The sequence below is a fragment of the Frigoribacterium sp. PhB116 genome, from assembly GCF_004364285.1.
Taxonomy (GTDB): domain Bacteria; phylum Actinomycetota; class Actinomycetes; order Actinomycetales; family Microbacteriaceae; genus Frigoribacterium.
The window spans coordinates 27,007-45,722 of the sequence record NZ_SOBE01000003.1 but is presented as its reverse complement, the minus strand read 5'-3'; the positions used below and the strand labels follow the sequence as shown (position 1 = coordinate 45,722).

The window sequence follows — 18,716 nt, the reverse complement described above, 5'->3', positions numbered from 1 at the left end:
CCTACTGGGACGGCAGCCCCGCCTCGGCATCCGCTCCGATCACGAGCCGGAGGGCCGATGATCGCCGCGCGCGGTCGCCGAACCGACAAATGAGGATCAGCCGTGCCCGCAACCCCCGACGCCCCGACGCGCCGTGACCGCTCCGCCCGCCACGTCCGCCGTCGACCGCGCCACCGCGCGGGCGGCAGCGCCTGGCCGCTGCCGATGCGCGTCGTCGCCGTCGTCCTCGCCGTGATCGTGCCCGTGACCGGCCTCTCGCTCGTCGACCCCGCCGAACGTGCCGAGGCAGCCGTCGTCCAGTGGGGTACAGCCGGCGGCACCGCCCCGTCCTGGCGGGACACGGTCAACGGCGACTTCCTGCAGGTGGGCAACGGGGTGCTCGCCTGCGGCACGGCCGTCGTCTCGGGCGCCGGCACCTGCGCGAACCTGCACGCGGGCACCACGACCGCCACGAACAACGTCAACGACTACTTCTCGATGCAGGCCTCGAACACCGTCTCGGGCTTCACGACCAACTCGAGCTCCGCCTCCGTCACCATCCCCTCCGGCGCCACCGTCGCGAAGGCCTTCCTCAGCTGGAGCGCGAACACGGGCGTCTTCGCGGGGCGCACCGGAGCCGACGCGCTGCGCTGCGGCGCCCTGACGCAGAACCAGGTGGTCAGCGGCCAGTCGCCGCTGGCGACCCGTCCCGACAGCTCGTCGGGCTACCGCACGCAGGCGGCCAAGCTCAAGGTCGGCTCGGCCGCCGTGCGCAGCGTCCCCGCGACCGGCGTGCTCGAGGACACCGCCGCCACGGCCCCCGGCACGGCGCTCTACTACAGCGCCGGCGCCGACGTGACGGCCGCCTTCGCGGGCGCCGCCACCGGCAGCGCGCTCGCCGTCTCGGCCGGCGACATCTGGGCCCCCGTCGGGGCGGGCTGCTACGCCGGCTGGTCGCTGACGGTCGTCTACGACTACGGCAGCTACGTCCCCGGCAACACCGCCTCCGAGCCGCACAGCGTCATCTACTACGAGGGCCACGTGCGCGAGGGCGCCTCCGACCCCGACCTCACCGTCGCGTTCTCGGGCTTCTCGTCGCTCGGCGCCGCCCGCTTCGGCTACACGCTGTTCGAGGGCGACCGGGGCATCACCGGCGACTACATGCGCTACAACCGCCAGGCCGGGGCGTACGCCGAGATCCCCAACGCCGCAGGGGCCCTGGACAACGTCGGCATCAGCCGCGCCGACGGCTCGACGCGCTACACGCAGACCGGGTCGGCGGCCACGCCGGTCTTCACGAACGCGAGCGTCGACGCCGCGACCACGACCCTTCCCGGCGTCCAGGCGGGCGACACCTCGATCAACCTGCAGATCGGCACCAGCGGCGACTCGTACCTGCTGCGCAGCGCCGTGCTCAGCGTGCCCACCGCCTCCCTGACGGTGGTCAAGAGCCTCGACGGCACGATCGGCGACCAGTACCGGGTCGCCACCGAGAACACGCGGTTCCAGATCACCGTGTCGAACACGGGCTCCGTGGCGCTGACGAACGTGGTCGTGGCCGATCCGGACAACCCGGAGTGCCGGAGGACCGTCGGGACCCTGGCGGTCGGTGCCGTGGTCACCTTCAACTGCACCGGCCCGCCGCCCACGCAGGCGAACCAGGTCAGCTCGGCCACCGCGACCGGCACCGCCGCCGGCAACAGCGCGGTCAGCGTCACCAGCACCGGCACGACGACCGTGCACCTCAGCGCGATCGCGCTCACGAAGACGGGCGCGCTCCCCTCCGGCTCGACCGGGGCCGTGGGCGACGTCGTCACCTACACCTTCACCGCCCGCAACACCGGCGGCGGCACCCTCACGGGCGTCAGCATCACGGACACGAGCCTCCCGGGCCTCTCCGGCCTCACCTACGGCGCCTGGCCCAGCGGCACCGCCGGCACCCTCGGCGAGGGGCAGTCGGTCACCGCCACCGCGACCTTCGCCCTCACGCAGGCGGTCGTCGACTCCGCCTCGATCTCGAACACGGCCCAGGTCGTCGGCACCGACGCCGACGGCGGCCCCCAGCCCACCGCCTCCGCGACCGCCCGCACCGCCGTGCCGGCGAACCCGGCCCTCGCCCTCACGAAGACCGGCGCCCTCCCCGCCGGCAGCACCGGCCGTGCCGGCGACGTCGTTACCTTCTCCTTCACGCTGCGCAACAGCGGCAACCAGACCGTCACCGGCGCGACGATCACCGACGGCGTCGCGGGCGTCGGCACGATCGCCTACGGCACCTGGCCGAGCGGCACGGCCGGCCGCCTCGCCCCCGGGCAGCAGGTCACGGCCACCGCCCCGTACACGCTGCCCCAGGCCGACGTCGACCGCGGCACCGTGCCGAACACGGCCACCGCCCGCGCGGCGTCGCCGAGCGGCGCCGCCGTCACGTCGAACACGGCCTCGACCAGCGTCGCCGTCGCCGCCGCGCCCGCCCTCGCCACCACCAAGCGCGCCGCGCTGCCCGCAGGCGCCGCCGGAGTCGCCGGCGACGTCGTCACGTACACCGTCACGTTGTCGAACACGGGCAACCAGACGCTCACGGGAGTCGCCGCGAGCGACCCGCTGACCGGTCTCTCGGCCTTCAGCTACGGCACCTGGCCGAGCGGCACCTCCGGCACCCTGCGCCCCGGCCAGCAGGTCACCGCGACCGCGACCTACACGGTGCGGCAGAGCGACGTCGACTCCGGCTCGGTCGTGAACCGCGCCACCGGCACCGGCACGCCCCCGAGCGGCGCGGCCGTCTCGTCGGCGGCCGCGGCGACGCTGCCGCTCTCGACCGGCTCGTCCGTCTCGCTGACGAAGACCGGCGCACTCGCCGCCGGTGCCTCCGGCCGTGCCGGCGACGTCGTCACCTGGAGCTTCAGCGCCGCCAACACCGGCTCCGTCACCCTGCGCGGCGTGACGATCACCGACGCCGTCGCCGGCGTCGGCCCGATCACGTACGGCACCTGGCCGAGCGGCACCGCCGGCACCCTCGCCCCCGGGCAGGCCGTCACGGCGACCGCGCCGTACACGCTGACCCAGGCCGACGTCGACGCCGCCCGGGTGCAGAACACGGCCACCGTGCAGGGCAACCCGCCGTCCGGAGCCGCGGTGCGCCAGACCGCCACCGCCTCGGTCGACGTGGCCGCGGCGAGCACCGTCTCGCTGACCAAGTCGGGCACGCTCGCCCCGGGCGCGACCGGCCGTGTCGGCGACGTCGTCACCTGGTCGTTCACGGTGCGCAACACGGGCGCCTCGACCCTCGACGGCGTCGCGGTCACCGACCCGCTGGTGGCCGACCGCGTGGCCTTCGGCACCTGGCCGAGCGGCACCCCCGGCCGTCTCGCACCGGGCCAGCAGGTCTCGGCGACGGCCAGCTACGCGCTCACCCAGGCCGACGTCGACGCGGGCTCCGTCGTCAACACGGCGACCGCGACCGGCACCCCGGCGAACGGCCAGCGGGCCAGCTCGAACGCGGCCGCGACCGTGCCGGTCGCCTCGTCGCCCGCGATCTCCGTCGCCAAGTCGGGCCTGCTCGCGGCCGACGCCCAGGGCCGCGCCGGCGACCGCGTCGACTACACGTTCACCGTGCGCAACTCGGGCAACGTCAGCCTCACCGGCGTCGCCCTGACCGACCCGCTGCCCGGGCTCTCGGCCGTCACGTACGGCACCTGGCCGGGCACCGCGGGCACGCTCGCGCCGGGCCAGCAGGTGACGGCGACCGCGCGCTACGCGCTGACCCAGGCCGACGTCGACCGGGGCAGCGTCGCGAACACGGCCACCGCCTCCGGCACCCCGCCCGCAGGAGGCGCGGTGCGCGCGAGCGGGTCCGCCCTCGTCACCGTCGCCCCGGCCCCCGCGATCGCGCTGACGAAGTCGGTCGCGGGCACCGCGGCCCGCGCGGGCGACGTGCTCACCTATACGTTCACCGCGACGAACTCGGGCACGCAGACCCTCACCTCGGTGGCGGTCGCCGACCCCCTGCCCGGGCTCTCCGCCGTGTCGTACGGCACGTGGCCGAGCGGCACCCCCGGCACGCTCGCGCCGGGCCAGCGCGTGACGGCGACCGCGACGTACGCCGTGACGCAGGCGGACGCCGACGCGGGCTCCGTCGTGAACACGGCCACCGCCTCCGGCCGGACCCCGGCGCTCGGCACCGTCCAGGGCCAGGGCTCCGCCACGGCTCCGATCAGCGCGCCCGGCTCGCTCGGCCTGACGAAGACCGGCACCCTCGCATCCGGCGCGACGGGCGCCGCCGGCGACGTCGTCACCTACTCGTTCCGCGTCGTCAACACCGGCGCCGTGACGCTGCGCGGCGTCGCCGTGACCGATCCGCTGGCCGGTCTCTCGGCCGTCTCGTACGGCACCTGGGCCAGCGGCACCGCGGGCACCCTCGCGCCCGGCCAGGCCGTCACGGCCACGGCCAGCTACCGCCTGACGCAGGCGGACGCCGACCGGGGCAGCGTCGTGAACACGGCCACCGCCTCCGGCCGGACCCCCCAGAACGCTCTCGTGACCCAGGGCGCGACGGCCACGACCGCGGTGCCGCAGACCGCCGGGCTCGCCGTCGCGAAGAGCGGCGCCCTGCGCGCCGGGTCGACCCGCGCCGCCGGCGACGTCGCCGACTTCACGATCCGCGTGACGAACACGGGCACGGTCACGCTGGGCTCCGTGGTGCTGAGCGACTCGCTCGCCGGCCTCAGCGAGCCCGTGCTGACCTGGCCGGGCACCCCCGGTCAGCTGGCGCCCGGGCAGGCCCTCGTCGCCCGCGCCTCGGCCGCCGTGACGCAGGCCGACGTCGACGCCGGCGCGGTCGTCAACACGGCGACGGCCCGCGGCACGGCCCCCGGCGGGGCGGCGACCACCGCCTCCGGCGCCGCGACCGTGCCGATCACCTCGTCGCCCGCCCTCGCGCTGACCAAGCAGGTCGCGCCCGTCGCGGGCGGCTCGGCCGGCCGCGCCGGCGACGCGCTCGTTTACCGCTTCTCGGCCACGAACCGCGGCACCGTCACCCTGACCGGCGTCGGCATCGCCGACCCGCTGGCCGGTCTCGGCACCCTGGCCTACACGTGGCCGGGCGCCGCCGGCCGCCTCGCCCCGGGGGAGACCGTCACCGCCACGGCCCGCTACGTCGTGACCCAGGCCGACGCCGACGCCGGCAGCGTGGCCAACCGCGCCTCCGTGCGCGGCGCGACGCCGCAGGGCGTCCAGACGTCGGCCGAGGCGACGGCCGTGCAGCCGATCGGCTCCGCCCCGGCGATCGCCCTCGACAAGACGGCCGTCGTGGCCGGCTCGGGCGCGGTCGGCAGCCGCGTCACCTACCGCTTCGACGTGATGAACACGGGCTCGCAGACCGTCTCGGGCGTCACCGTCGAGGACCGCCTGCCCGGCCTCTCGGCCATCTCGTACGGCACCTGGCCCGGCGCGGTGAGCGGCCAGCTCGCCCCCGGCCAGACCGTGCGCGCCACGGCGACCTACGTGCTGACCCAGGCCGACGTCGACGCGGGCAGCGTCGCGAACACGGCCACCGCCTCCGCGACCGGACCGGCCGGCGCCGCAGACGGCGGCGCTCCCGGCACGACCGTCACGGCGTCCGACGCCGAGACCGTCCCCACGGCCGTGGGCAGCCAGGCGATCGGGCTCGTCAAGACCGAGGCCCTCCGCGGCACGGCGGCCGGCGACGTCGGCGACACGGTCGACCTCGGCTACACGATCACGAACACGGGCACGACGACCCTCACCGGCGTCGGCGTGGCCGACGAGCAGCCCCGCGCCACGGCCGTCGTCTACGGCGCCTGGCCGGGCGGCACCGCCGGCACCCTGGCCCCCGGCCAGTCGGTGACGGCGAGCTCGAGCTTCACCCTCGTGCAGGCCGACGTCGACGCCGGGCGGGTCGGCTCGAACGCGACCGCCACGGGCACCGCTCCGCGCGGCGCCGTGGTGCGCGCCGACGCCGACGGACAGGTCACGACCCGGCAGGCGCCGGGCGTCCAGCTGACGAAGACCGGGGCGGTGACCGCAGGAGGCGCCGGTGCGGTCGGCGACACGGTCGAGTGGCGCTTCGTGCTGGTCAACACCGGCACGGTGACGCTGTCCGGCGCGGCGATCACCGACGCCCTGCCCGGCATCACGACGCCCGTCGTCTCCTGGCCGGGCGCCGACGGCGTGCTCGCGCCCGGCGAGCGGGCGACGGCCACGGCCTCCTCGGTGCTGACGCAGGGCGACGTCGACGCGGGAGCCGTCGTCAACACGGCACGCGCGACGGCGACCGGGGCCGGCGGCGGGACCGTCACGGCCACCGCGGCCGCGACCGTGGCCACCGCCACGAGCGCGCCCCGCCTCGAGCTGACCAAGACCGAGACCGTCACGCCGCCGGCCTCGGGCCCCACGACGGCGAACGACGGCGCCGTCTTCACCTACGTCGTCACCAACACCGGCAACGTGACCGTCTCGGGCATCTCGATCCTCGACGAGCAGGCCCGCCTCTCGGCGGTGACCTGGGGCTCGGGCACCTCGACGACCGTGACGCTGCGCCCGGGCGAGAGCGCCACGGCGACGGGCGCCTACCGCCTGACGCAGGCCGACGTCGACGCGGGCCGCATCGGCTCGGCCGCGACCGCCTCGGGCACGGCGTCCGACGGCCGGCCCGTCCAGGCGACCGCCGAAGCGGAGGCGCCCGTCACCCGGGCGCCCGCGCTCGCGCTGGCCAAGACGGCCGCGTTCGACGCCTCGACGACCAACGGCCAGCAGACCGACGTCGGCGAGACGGTCGTGTACTCGTTCCTCGTCACGAACACGGGCAACACGACGCTGACCGGCGTGGGCGTGGCCGACGACATGGCAGGCGTGACCGTGCAGCTCGGGCCGTGGCCCGCGGCCGCCGGCACGCTGCTGCCGGGGGAGTCCGTCAAGGGCACCGGGCGCCACGTGGTGACGCAGGCCGACGTCGACGCGAACGACGGCCTGCTCGTCAACCGGGCCACCGCCTCCGCGTCGGCCCCCGACGGCACGACGCCCACCGGCGTCGCGAGCGCCTCGATCCAGCTCGACGCCGCCGCGCAGGTCGGCCTCGTCAAGACCGAGCTGTTCGCCGACCCCGACGCCGCGGTGCACCGTGCCGGCGACCGCGTCTCGTTCACCTTCGACGTGACGAACACGGGCGCCTCGACCCTGACCGACGTCGTCGTGAGCGACGACCAGGCCCGCCTCGGCGACGTCGCCCTCGCCGACGGCGGCCCGTGGACGGGCGACAGCCGCATCGCGCCCGGGCAGACGGTGCGCTTCACGGCCTCGTACACGCTGACCCAGGCCGACGTCGACGCCGGACGCGTCCGGAGCGCCGCCTCCGTGACGGCACGCTCGGTCGACGCCGCGGGCGACCGCGTCGAGGCCGCCGACGTGCGCAGCCTGCTCGTCGCCGCCGCGCCCGGCTACTCGTTCGAGAAGACCGGCGCCTTCGCCGGCGGCGCGGCCGGTCGCCTCGGCGACCGCGTCGACTACGCCTTCGACGTCGTCAACACGGGCAACGTGACCCTGTACCTGATCGAGGTCAGCGACCCGCTGCCCGGCATCGGTGCCGTCACGTACACGGGTCTCGGCGAGGGCCGCTCGCTCGCGCCCGGCAGCTCGGCCCAGGGCACCGCGTCGTATCGGGTGTCCCAGGCCGACGTCGACCGCGGCCGGGTCGAGAACACCGCCACGGCCATCGCGAACCCGCCCGCCGGCGACCCGATCACCTCGACCCGCTCGTTCACCCTCGACACCGCCGCCCAGTCGCCCTCGGTCACGCTCGACAAGGCCGAGCAGCTCGACGGAGGCGCCCGTGGCGTCGCCGGGGACGAGGTGCGCTTCGCGTACACGCTGACCAACGCGGGAGACACGACCCTCAGCGACGTGCAGCTGACCGACGCCCAGCCCGGGATCTCCGAGATCGTCTTCGGCCCGTGGCCGAACGCGGACCGCACCCTGACGCCCGGCCAGTCGATCACCGCCACCGCGACCTACCGGCTGACGCAGGCCGACGTCGACGCCGGGGGCATCGCCTCCTCGGCGGTCGCCCGCGGCACGGCGCCCGGCGCGTCGGGCACGCCCGGCGGCCCGGGCACCCCGCGGGTCGTCACCGACCAGGCCGACGGCTCGGTCGTGAGCACCCGCGACAACGCGCTCGTCCTCGACAAGCGGGCATCCGCGACCGACGGCTCGGCCGTCCCGTCCGTCCAGCTCGGCGACACCCTGCGCTACACGCTGACGGCGCGCAACACCGGCACGACGACGCTGACCGGCGTCGCGATCGTCGAGGCGCTGGCCGACGCGACGCCGCTGCAGTACGGCACGTGGCCGACCGCGGAGGGCACGCTGCTGCCCGGCGAGTCGATCGCCGCGACGACCGACCGCGTGGTCACGCAGGCCGACGTCGACTCCGGCGCGGCGGTCAACACCGCCTCGGCGGGCGGCACGCCTCCCGCGGGCTCGGGCGCCGCCCCGACGGCGAGGGCCTCCGCCTCCGTCGTCGCGACCTCGGCCGCGCCGTCGATCGGCATCGTCAAGACGCAGGCTCTCGCGCCCGACGCCACCGGCGTCGCCGGCGACACCGTCCAGTACTCGTACGTCGTCACGAACACCGGAGGCGTCACGCTCACCGGCGTCACCGTGCGCGACGGCCAGGCGCGCGTCACCGACGCCGTGTTCGGCCCCTGGCCGGGCGGCACGGCGGGCACCCTCGCCCCCGGCCGGTCGGTCACCGCGACCGCGACCCACGTGCTCAGCCAGGCCGAGGTCGACGCGGGCGGCGTGTCGAGCACGGCCACCACGCGCGGCACCCCGCCGAGCGGCGCCCGCGTCGCCGGCACCGCCGACGCGCGCACCGAGGTCGTCGAGCGGCCCGACGTCGCGGTCACCAAGACCGGCACGCTCGCCGACGGCGCACGCGGCGTGGTCGGCGACCGCATCGACTACGAGTTCGTCGTCGTCAACCGCGGCAACGTGACCCTGAACTTGCTGACGGTGCGCGACGCCCTCGCCGGCGTCGGCGACGTCCGCTTCGGCGAGTGGCCCGGCCCGGTGGGCCAGGTCGGCCCCGGCGAGCAGGTGCGCGCCACCGCGTCGTACACGGTCACGCAGGGCGACGCCGACGCCGGAGCGGTCGTCAACCAGGCGCTCGCCACCGCGACCCCGCCCTCGGGCGAGCCCGTCACGGGCACCGGCGTGCACACCCTCGCGCTCGCCCCGACGACGCCCGCGCTCTCGGTCGCCAAGACCCAGGTGCTGCCCGTCGGCGCCGCGGGCGTGGCCGGCGACGTCGTGACGTACTCGTTCACCGTGACGAACACGGGCACGTCGACGCTGACCGACGTCGTGCTGTCCGACGCGCAGGCCGGGCTCTCCGACCTCGTCGTCGGCTCCTGGCCGACCTCGGCGGGGACGCTCGCCCCCGGGCAGAGCGTCACCGCGACGGCCACCCACGTGTTGACCCAGGCCGACGTCGACGCCGGAGGTCTCTCGTCGCCGGCCGTCGCCTCCGGCACCTCGCCGCAGGGCGACGCGGTCGCCGCGCGCACCTCCGCGTCGACGCCGCTGACCGCGCCCGCCGCCGTGTCGCTCGACAAGTCGGTGACGTACGCCGCAGGAGGCGCGGGTGCGGTCGGCGACGTCGCCAGCTACTCGTTCACCGTCGGCAACACCGGCGCCGTGACGCTCTCGGGCGTCGACGTGGCCGACCCGCTGCCGGGCCTCGGCACGATCGCCTGGCAGTGGCCGGCCGTCGTGGGCGTGCTCGCGCCGGGGGAGACCGCGGCGGGCGCCGCCTCCTACGTCCTCACGCAGCAGGACCTCGACGCCGGCTCGGTCGCGAACCGCGCCACGGTCTCGGCCCAGCCGGCACGCGGCGAGACCGTGCGCGCGTCGGACGCCGCGACGCTCGCGACCAGCTCCGGACGACCTGCCCTCGCGCTGACCAAGACCGAGGCGCTCGCGCCGGGGGCGCGCGGCGTCGCCGGCGACGCCGTCCAGCTCAGCTGGGTCGTCACCAACCCCGGCAACCAGACCGTCACGGGCGTCCAGCTCGCCGACGACCAGGTCGGCGCCCCCGCTCCCGTCTTCGGCGCCTGGCCCGGCGGCACCGCCGGTCGCCTCGCGCCCGGCCAGAGCGTCACCGCGACGACGACGTACACGCTCACCCAGGCCGACGTCGACGCCGGGGGCGTGACCAGCGCCTCCCACGTGACCGGCACCGGCCCCGGCGGCACGCCCGTGCGCGCCGACGCCACGGCCGGAGTCACGGTCGACCAGGTCTCGACCATGTCGTTCACCAAGGCAGGGCGCCTCGCCGCCGGCACGACCGGCCAGGTGGGCCAGGGCGTCGACTACACGTTCCAGGTGCGCAACACCGGCACGGTCACGCTCAGTCTGCTCGACATCGTCGACGAGATGCCGGGCCTCAGCGACGTGACGTTCGACCGCTGGCCGGGCGCCGTGGGCGTGCTCGCCCCGGGCGAGCGGGTCATGGGACGCGCCTCGTACACGATCCGCCAGAGCGACCTCGACGCCGGCGGCGCGATCACGAACACGGCCACGGCCTTCGCCACCGCGCCCGACGGCACCGTCGTCCGCCGACCCGCGTCGGCCACCGTGCAGGCGGCGCCGCAGGGCCCGGTCGTGGGCCTGACGAAGGAGGCGCAGCTCGCCGAGGGCGCGACCGGTCGCGCCGGCGACCGGGTCGAGTACTCGTTCACCGTCACGAACCAGGGCAACACGACGCTCACCGGCGTCGTCCTCGCCGACGGCCAGCAGGGCCTCGGCACGATCACCACGGGCACCTGGCCGGGCGGCACCGCCGGCACCCTGGCGCCCGGCGAGTCCGTGCAGGCGACCGCCTTCTACGTGCTGACCCAGGCCGACGTCGACCGCGGCTCGGTGTCGTCCGTCGCGACGACCTCCGGCCGCTCGTCGGCGCCTGCGCAGACCGTGACCGCGAGCGACGAGAAGACCGTCGTCGTGCCGCCGCAGCCCGCGCTGGCGTTCGCGAAGACCGTCGCGCCGGCCACGGGCACGGCGCCCGGCGACGCGCTCCGGTACACCTTCACCGCGACGAACACCGGCACCGTCACCCTCGACGGCGTCGTGTTCGACGACGCCCTCGTCGGGCTCTCGCCCGTGGCCGTCGCGACCTGGCCGAGCGGGACCGCCGGGCGCCTCGCGCCGGGCGAGACCGTCACCGGCACGGCGACCTACCGGGTCACCCAGGCCGACGCCGACAGCGGCTCGGTCGTGAACTCGGCGCGGGTGCTCGCCAGCCCGCCGACCGGCGCACCGCTGACCGCGAGCAGCGCGGCCACGGCGTCCACCGCCCCCACGGCCGCCGCGATCGGCGTCGAGAAGACCGCCGCCCTCGCGACGGGTGCCGCGGGCGTCGCCGGCGACACGGTCGAGTTCTCGTACGTCGTGACGAACACCGGGACGGCCACCCTCACCGGCGTGACCCTGGCGGACGCCCTGACCGGTGCCTCCCCGGTCGTCTTCGGCCCCTGGCCGAGCCCGACGAACCGCCTGCTGCCCGGCGAGAGCGTCACCGCCACCGCGAGGTACGTGCTGACCCAGGCCGACGTCGACGCCGGCGCCGTGAGCTCGTCGGCCCGCACCACGGGCACGACGCCCGACGGCTCGGTCGTCGCGTCCGACGCCGCCGCCGGCGTCGAGCTCGCGCGGACCGCCTCGGCCTCGGTCGACAAGACGGCGTCGTGGGTCGCCGGAGGCGCCGGTCGCGTCGGCGACGTCGCCCGCTTCACGATCGCGGTCGCGAACACCGGCACGGTGACGCTCTCCGACGTCGTCGTGACCGACCCGATGACCGCCACGGAGGCGGACCCCTCCGGCGTCGTCGCGCCGGCGACCTGGCCGGGCACCCCCGGCACGCTCGCCCCGGGCCAGCGCGTCACCACGACGGTCGACCGGGTCGTGACGCAGGCCGACGTCGACTCCGGCGCGCTGGTGAACGTCGCGACGCTCCGTGCCGCTCCGCCGGCCGGCGCCGGCGACCCCCTCGTCGTCCGCGACGGCGCCGCCCTGGCGACGGCCGTGACCGCACCCGCAGTCCAGATCGTCAAGACGGCGACCCTGGAGCCCGGGGCCGCCGGGGTGGCCGGCGACGTCGTCCGCTACGAGTACCTCGTCACGAACACGGGGGACGCGACCCTCTCGGGCGTCGTCGTGTCGGACGACCAGGCCCGCGCCTCCGTCGTCTCGTACGGCGGCTGGCCCGCGGCGGCCGGCACCCTCGCGCCCGGCCGGACGGTCACGGCGACGGCGAGCTACGTGCTCACGCAGGCCGACGTCGACCGCGGCGTCGTCGCCTCGCGCGGCAGCGTCGTGGGTACGCCGCCGAGCGGCCCCGCCGTCCGCGCCTCCGAGGTGCAGGAGGTGCGCCTCGACGGCACGGCCTCGCTCGCGCTCACGAAGACGGGCGCGCTGACCGCCGGGCCCTCGGGCACGACCGGCCGCGTCGGCGACGGCGTCTCGTTCGCCTTCACGATCACGAACACCGGCGCCGTCACGGTGTCGGGCGTCGCGGTCGACGACCGCCTGAACGGCGTCTCCGCCGTCGAGCTCGGCCCCTGGCCGGGCGAGGTCGGCGTGCTCGCGCCGCGCCAGGTCGTCACCGGCACCGCGACCTATGCGGTCGTGCAGGCCGACGTCGACCGCGGCAGCGTCGTCAACGCCGCGACCGTCTCGGGCACCGCGCCGTCGGGAGCAGCCGTGCTCGCCGACGCGCGCACGGCCGTGCCGCTGACGGCCGACGGGCCCCGCCTCGGGCTCGTCGAGCAGGTCGCCCTCGCGCCCGGCGCGACCGGACGCGCCGGCGACGAGGTCGTCCACACCTGGGTCGTCACCTCGACCGGCGACGTCACCGTCCGCGACGTCGCGGTCGCCGACGAGCAGCCGGACCTCAGCGACATCTCGTTCGTCTCGTGGACCGGCCAGGGCGACTTCGCCCGCGTCCTCGCGCCCGGCGCCTCCGCGACGTTCACCGCCCGGCACGTGCTCACGCAGGCCGAGGTCGACGCCGGGGTGCTCGTCACCCGCGCGACGGCGACCGCGGTGGGCGACGACGCCGCGGCCACCCCGGTCTCGGCGACCGACGCCGTCCCGCTCGTGCTGCCCTCCTCGCCGGCCCTCGCGGTCGACAAGGAGGCGCGGTGGGCGGACGGCGGCTCCGGCCGCGTCGGCGACGTGGTCGAGTACCGAGTCCTCGTGACGAACACCGGCACGGTCACGCTGACCGACGTCGTGGTGAGCGACCCGCTGCCCGGGCTCTCCGTGGTCACGTACACCGGCGGGACGGCCGACGGCTGGCCCGACGCGGCCGGCGTGCTGGCCCCCGGCGAGTCCGTCGTCGCCACGGCCCGGTACGCGGTGACCCAGGCCGACGTCGACGCGGGCTCGGTCGTGAACGCGGCCTCCGCCTCCGGCGTCCCGCCGACCGGCGCCGCGGCCGTGGCGAGCGACGCGGCGACGATCGCGACCGCCGACGTCGCGCCGCGCCTCGCCGTGACCAAGACGCAGGCGCTGCCCGAGGGCACCGCCGGCGTCGCCGGCGACACCGTGCCCTTCACGTTCACCGTCAGGAACACCGGCTCGGTCACCCTGACCGACGTGCGGCTCGCCGACGGCCAGGCCGGTCTCGGCGACCTCGTGGTCGGCCCCTGGCCGGGCGCGGTCGGCGCGTTGGCCCCCGGCCAGAGCGTCACGGCCACCGCCGGCTACGTGCTGACCCAGGCCGACGTCGACGCCGGCGCGATCGCGTCGACCGTCACCGCGACCGGCACGCCCGTGCGCGGCCCGGGCGGCCCCGGCAGCCCCGGCGGCCCGGCCGACGTCTCGGCCTCGGCCGACGGCCGCACCCCGCTCGTCGCGGACGCCGCCCTGGTCATGGCCAAGACCGGCGCCCTGCGCGGCTCCGGCCTCGCGGGCGACGTCGTCGACTGGACGATCACCCTGCGCAACGAGGGCGGCGTCACGCTCTCGGGCGTGCAGGTCGCCGACCCGCTGCCCGGCCTCAGCCCCCTCGTGCTCGGCCCCTGGCCGACCGTCGAGGGCAGGCTCGCCCCGGGGGAGTCCGTGACGGCCGTCGCCACGTCGACGGTGACCCAGGCCGACGTCGACGCGGGCGCCGTGACCAACACGGCCACCGCCTCCTCGACCCGGCCGACCGGCGAGGCCGTCGGGGCTGCCGCGCAGGCGACCGTGCGCACCGCGCCCGCCGTCGCCGGCCTCACCGTCGCCAAGACGCAGGTCATGGCCGACGGGGCGACCGGCAGGGCCGGCGACGTGCTGCAGCTCGGCTACGTCGTGCGGAACGCGGGCTCGGTGACCCTGCGCGGCGTGACGCTGTCCGACGCGCAGCCCGGCCTCTCGCAGATCGTGTTCGGCACCTGGCCGGGCGAGCCCGGCGTGCTCGAGCCCGGGCAGAGCGTGACCGCGAGCGCCACGTACGTGCTCACGCAGCGCGACGTCGACGCGGGGATCGTCACCTCCGAGGTGACCGCCACGGGCGAGGCGCCCGGCGGCGCGACGGTCGACGACGTCGACGAGGCGGGGGTCGTGCTGCCCGGCTCGTCCAGCGTCTCGCTGCGCAAGACCGGCGCCCTCGTCGGCGAGGGCGCCGCCGGCGGGCTCGTCCGCTTCGGGTTCGAGGTCGTCAACACCGGCGACGAGACCCTCTCGGGCCTCGCGCTGACCGACGAGCTGCCCGGCCTCGGCGAGGTCGTGTTCGGACCGTGGCCCGGCGCCGAGGGCGTGCTCGCCCCGGCGCAGGGCGTGACGGCCACGGCCGACTACGTGCTGACCCAGGCCGACGTCGACGCGGGCCTCGTCCGCAACACCGCCTCCGTCCTCGGGACGACCGCGGGAGGCGCCCTGCGCGCCGACGAGGACACGACCGTCGTCACGGTGGTCCCGCGCTCGGGCGTCGAGCTGACCAAGACCGTCAGCTACGCGCCCGGCAGCGCCGGACGCCTCGGCGAGCAGCTCGACTACCGCTTCGTCGTCGTCAACACCGGCACGGTGACGCTGGTCGGCGTCGGCGTGGAGGACGAGATGCCCGGCCTCGGCGACGTACGGTACGAGTCGTGGCCCGGCGAGCCCGGCGTGCTCGCACCCGGACAGCGCGTCGTCGCGACCGCCGCGTACACCGTCACCGCCGCCGACGTGGCAGCCGGTGAGGTGTCCAACACGGCGACCGCGATCGGCACGGGCACCGGCCCCGACGGCACGGTGCCGCCCGTGACGAGCCCCGACCCGACCCCCGACCCGACCCGCGACGACGACACCGTCGTCGTCCCGACCCACGACCGCGTGCTGGCCTTCACCGGCGACGAGGTGGCCGCCCCGGCGCTCCTCGCCCTGGTGCTGCTGGTCGCCGGCCTCGGCCTGGCCCTCACGGGCCGGCGTCGCGACCGGGACGTGCGCACGACGACCGCTCGCCCGAGAGGACACTCATGACCACCCGACCCGCCCTGCTCCGCGCCTCCGCCGCCGGCTCCCGCTCCGCGCTGACCCGCTCGGCCGTGGCCGTGCTCGGGGGCGCCGCGCTCGTCGTCGCCCTCGCCGGCTGCACCGGGGGAGGCGACGGCGACGCCAGCCCGTCGCCCACGCCCTCGAGCACGGCCGCCGCGGCGCCCGCCGTCACCGACATCCAGGACGACCCGGGCACGGCGCCCGACTTCGTGGGAGCCCTGCAGGACGTGCAGCAGACCGCCTGCGAGCTCGACGGAGGCGCGTACACGGTCACCGGCACGGCCGCGAACCCCACGGACGCGGCCCAGCACTACCGGATCTACGTGTCGCTGCTCGACGGCGACCAGGCGACCCTCGGCTTGACCCAGGTCGACCTCGACTCGGTCGCCGCGGGCGAGACCGCCGAGTGGGAGGCGCAGCTCGCCGTCGACTCCGCCGACCTGAGCTGCGTGCTGCGCGTGGAGCGCTTCGCCGCGTGACCACCGTCAGCGGCGTGCCCGCGAGCGCGGCGACGGCGGCGTCCGCCGGGTCGGCACCTGCCGCGTCGGTGCCGGTCGGCGCGTCGCCGACGGGCGTGCCGCGGCTGCCGGGCGCGACGGTCAGCCGGCCCCGGCTGCTGAGGGCCCTCGACGAGGCATCGGGGTCGCCCGTCGTGGTGCTCCGCGGGCCGGCGGGCTGCGGCAAGACGGTGCTGCTGGCCGACTGGGCTCGCCGCCACCGCCGCGACGACGAGCGCGTGCTGTGGCTCGGCCTCGACGCGGCGCTCGACGGCGTGCCGGCCGCTGACCGGCGGCGCGCCTTCTGGGCCGCCGTGGGCCTCGCGCTGCGGGCCTCGGGACGGTCCTCGTCGGCCCTCGCGCGCCTCCTCGGCGACGACCTCGCCCCGGCCCCCTCACGGTCCGCCCTCGTCGCGGCCGCCGCCGCCCCCGACCAGCCCCTCGTGCTCGTGCTCGACGACCTCGACCTGCTCGACGACCCGGCGGCCCGGGCCGACCTGGAGGCGGTCGTCGGCTCGGGTGGACGGGTCAGGGCGGTCGTGGCGACCCGGTCCCGCAGCTGGCTCGAGCGGGGCGACGTCGCCGCCGCCCTCGACACCGTCGTGGTCGGGCCCGACGCCCTGGCCCTCACGCCTGCGGAGGCCGCCGTCGTCGTGACCGGCGTGCTGCGGCGTCCCGTGGACGCCTCGCGCGTCGTCGCGCTGCACGCCGCCGTGGGCGGCCACGCCGGGGCCGTCGTGGCGTCCGCGCGCGCCGTCGCCGACCGTGTCGAGGCCGACCGGACCCTGCTCGTCGACCGCGGCGGCCGGTCGTTCGAGGAGGCGCTGGCCGCGTGCGCGCTCGACCACGTCCGTGCCTCGCTGGCCCGTCACCTCCGTGGCGGGCCCGCCACGGAGTTCGCGCTCCGCACCTCCGTCGTCGACTCCCTGCCCACGGCGCTCGCGGCGCGCCTCGCCGACCTGCCCGACGCCGACGCCGCGGCCGCGCTCGACCGTGCAGCGGAGGACGGCCTCGGGGCCTGGCGCACCGAGAGCACGGGCGCGCACGGCGAGTTCGCCTACTACGCGGCGGTGCGCGAGGCGCTGCGGAGCGAGCTGGACGCCCGGCGGCCCGACGACGCCCGCACGCTGCGCCAGGAGGCCGTCGAGTGGGCGCTCGAGGCGGAGCAGCCGATGATCGCAGCCAGGGCCGCGGCGGCGCTGCTCGACATGCCCCTCCTCTCGCGCGTGCTGCAGCGGTCGTGGCCCTCGTTCACCCTGCGGCACGCGGCCGAGCTGGTGGGCGTGCTCGGGACGCTGCCGAGCCGGCGCACGGCCCGGCACCCCGTCGTGCTCGCGATGACCGCCCTCGCCTTCTCGACGGTGAGCATGCACCACGCCCGTGTCGCGCAGGCCCTCGAGGCCGTCGTCTCGGCCGTCGGCGAGCGCGTCGGCTCCGTCCCCGCGCCCGACCAGGCGTTCCTCCTCGCCGTCGAGGCCCAGGCACGCCGGATGCTCGGCGACGTCGCCCGCGCCCGCGCCGCCGCCGCACGGGCCGAGGTCGTGCTCGCGGCCCTGTCGCCGGCCGAGCGGGAGGAGATGGCGCCCGTCGCCTCCTTCGTGCACCAGCAGCTCGGCGTGACCGCCCTGCTCGACGGCTCGCCCGAGGAGGCGCTGCGCTCGTTCGCCGCGGCGTCGGGCGCGGCGTCGGGACCGGAGCACGCGGCCCAGCGGGCGTCGTCGCTCGCCGCCAGCGCGTTCGTGCACCTGTGGATCGGCGAGGTCGCCACCGGCCGCGCCCTGCTCGCCCAGGTGGGCGACGAGACGGCCGGCCCGGTGGGGCTCGCGAGGGCCGTGCTCGCGCTCGAGGACTTCCGGCCGCACGAGGCCCTGCAGCTCGTGCCCGACGTCGAGCCGCTGATGGCCTCGTCCGAGCACTGGCCGATCGTCCTCGCCGTGCGGGCGTCCGCCATGATCTCGCTCGGCCAGACCGCCGTCGCCGGCCACCTCGTCGACCTCGACGCCCAGGCGGCGCGCTGGAGCGTCCGCTCGCCGACCGCCGGAGCGTCGGGCGACCTGCTCGCGACGACGCGGGTGCGCCTGATGCTCGCGGTCGGGCGCGTGAGCCGGGCCGAGGCGGAGCTGGAGCAGCTGCCGGCCGACGACCCCACGGTCGTCCTGCGCCGCGGGGCCGCGCACCTGCTGCGCGCCGACGCCCGACGTGCCGCCGACACCGTCTCGGGCGCGCTGCTCGCCGGCGTCCCCGACCAGCGGGTCCGGTCGCAGCTGCTGCTGCTGAGGGCGGTCGCCGAGCTGCGGCTCGACCGGGCGGCCGCGGCGCTCGCGACCTTCACGGCGGTGCTCGACGCGTTGGCCCACACCGGCCTCCGCACCGTGCTGCTGACCGTGCCCCGCGACGACCTCGAGCAGCTCGTCGCCGCGGCGACCGCGTCGGGCGATCCCCGCGCCGAGGACATGCTCGGCCCCGGCCGCTCGCTCGCCGGCGACCTGCCCGCCGACGCCATCGGCAGCTCGCTCTCGGAGCGCGAGGCGGTCGTGCTGCGCTCGCTCGCCACGGAGCGCAGCCTGCCCTCCGTCGCCGCCGAGCTGCACGTCTCCGTGAACACGGTCAAGACGCAGCTGCGGAGCGTGTACCGAAAGCTCGGCGTCTCCGGCCGCCGCGAGGCCGTGGAGGCCGCCACGCAGCGCGGCCTCATCGGCGGCTGAGCCGGGA

Annotated in this window: 3 protein-coding genes; all 3 read left to right on the top strand. The window is 76.8% G+C overall.

Annotated elements, in window-relative coordinates:
• The first annotated feature begins 102 nt into the window (after positions 1-102).
• Genes EDF20_RS11540 through EDF20_RS11530 form a run of 3 tightly spaced genes read left to right on the top strand, consistent with a single transcriptional unit; the run spans position 103 to position 18,709 of the window.
• Positions 103-15,492: a DUF11 domain-containing protein gene (locus EDF20_RS11540; protein WP_133738771.1), complete on the top strand. Its 15,390-nt coding sequence runs from the start codon at positions 103-105 to the stop codon at positions 15,490-15,492.
• Complete coding sequence (locus EDF20_RS11535) at positions 15,489-15,986, top strand: FxLYD domain-containing protein (RefSeq protein WP_233569186.1); 498 nt, start codon at positions 15,489-15,491, stop codon at positions 15,984-15,986. The genes EDF20_RS11540 and EDF20_RS11535 overlap by 4 nt, the downstream gene beginning before the upstream one ends.
• Positions 15,983-18,709 carry a LuxR C-terminal-related transcriptional regulator gene (locus tag EDF20_RS11530; RefSeq protein WP_166644812.1) on the top strand — a complete coding sequence of 909 codons (2,727 nt, stop codon included), beginning with the start codon at positions 15,983-15,985 and terminating at the stop codon, positions 18,707-18,709. The genes EDF20_RS11535 and EDF20_RS11530 overlap by 4 nt, the downstream gene beginning before the upstream one ends.
• The last annotated feature ends 7 nt before the right edge of the window (positions 18,710-18,716 follow it).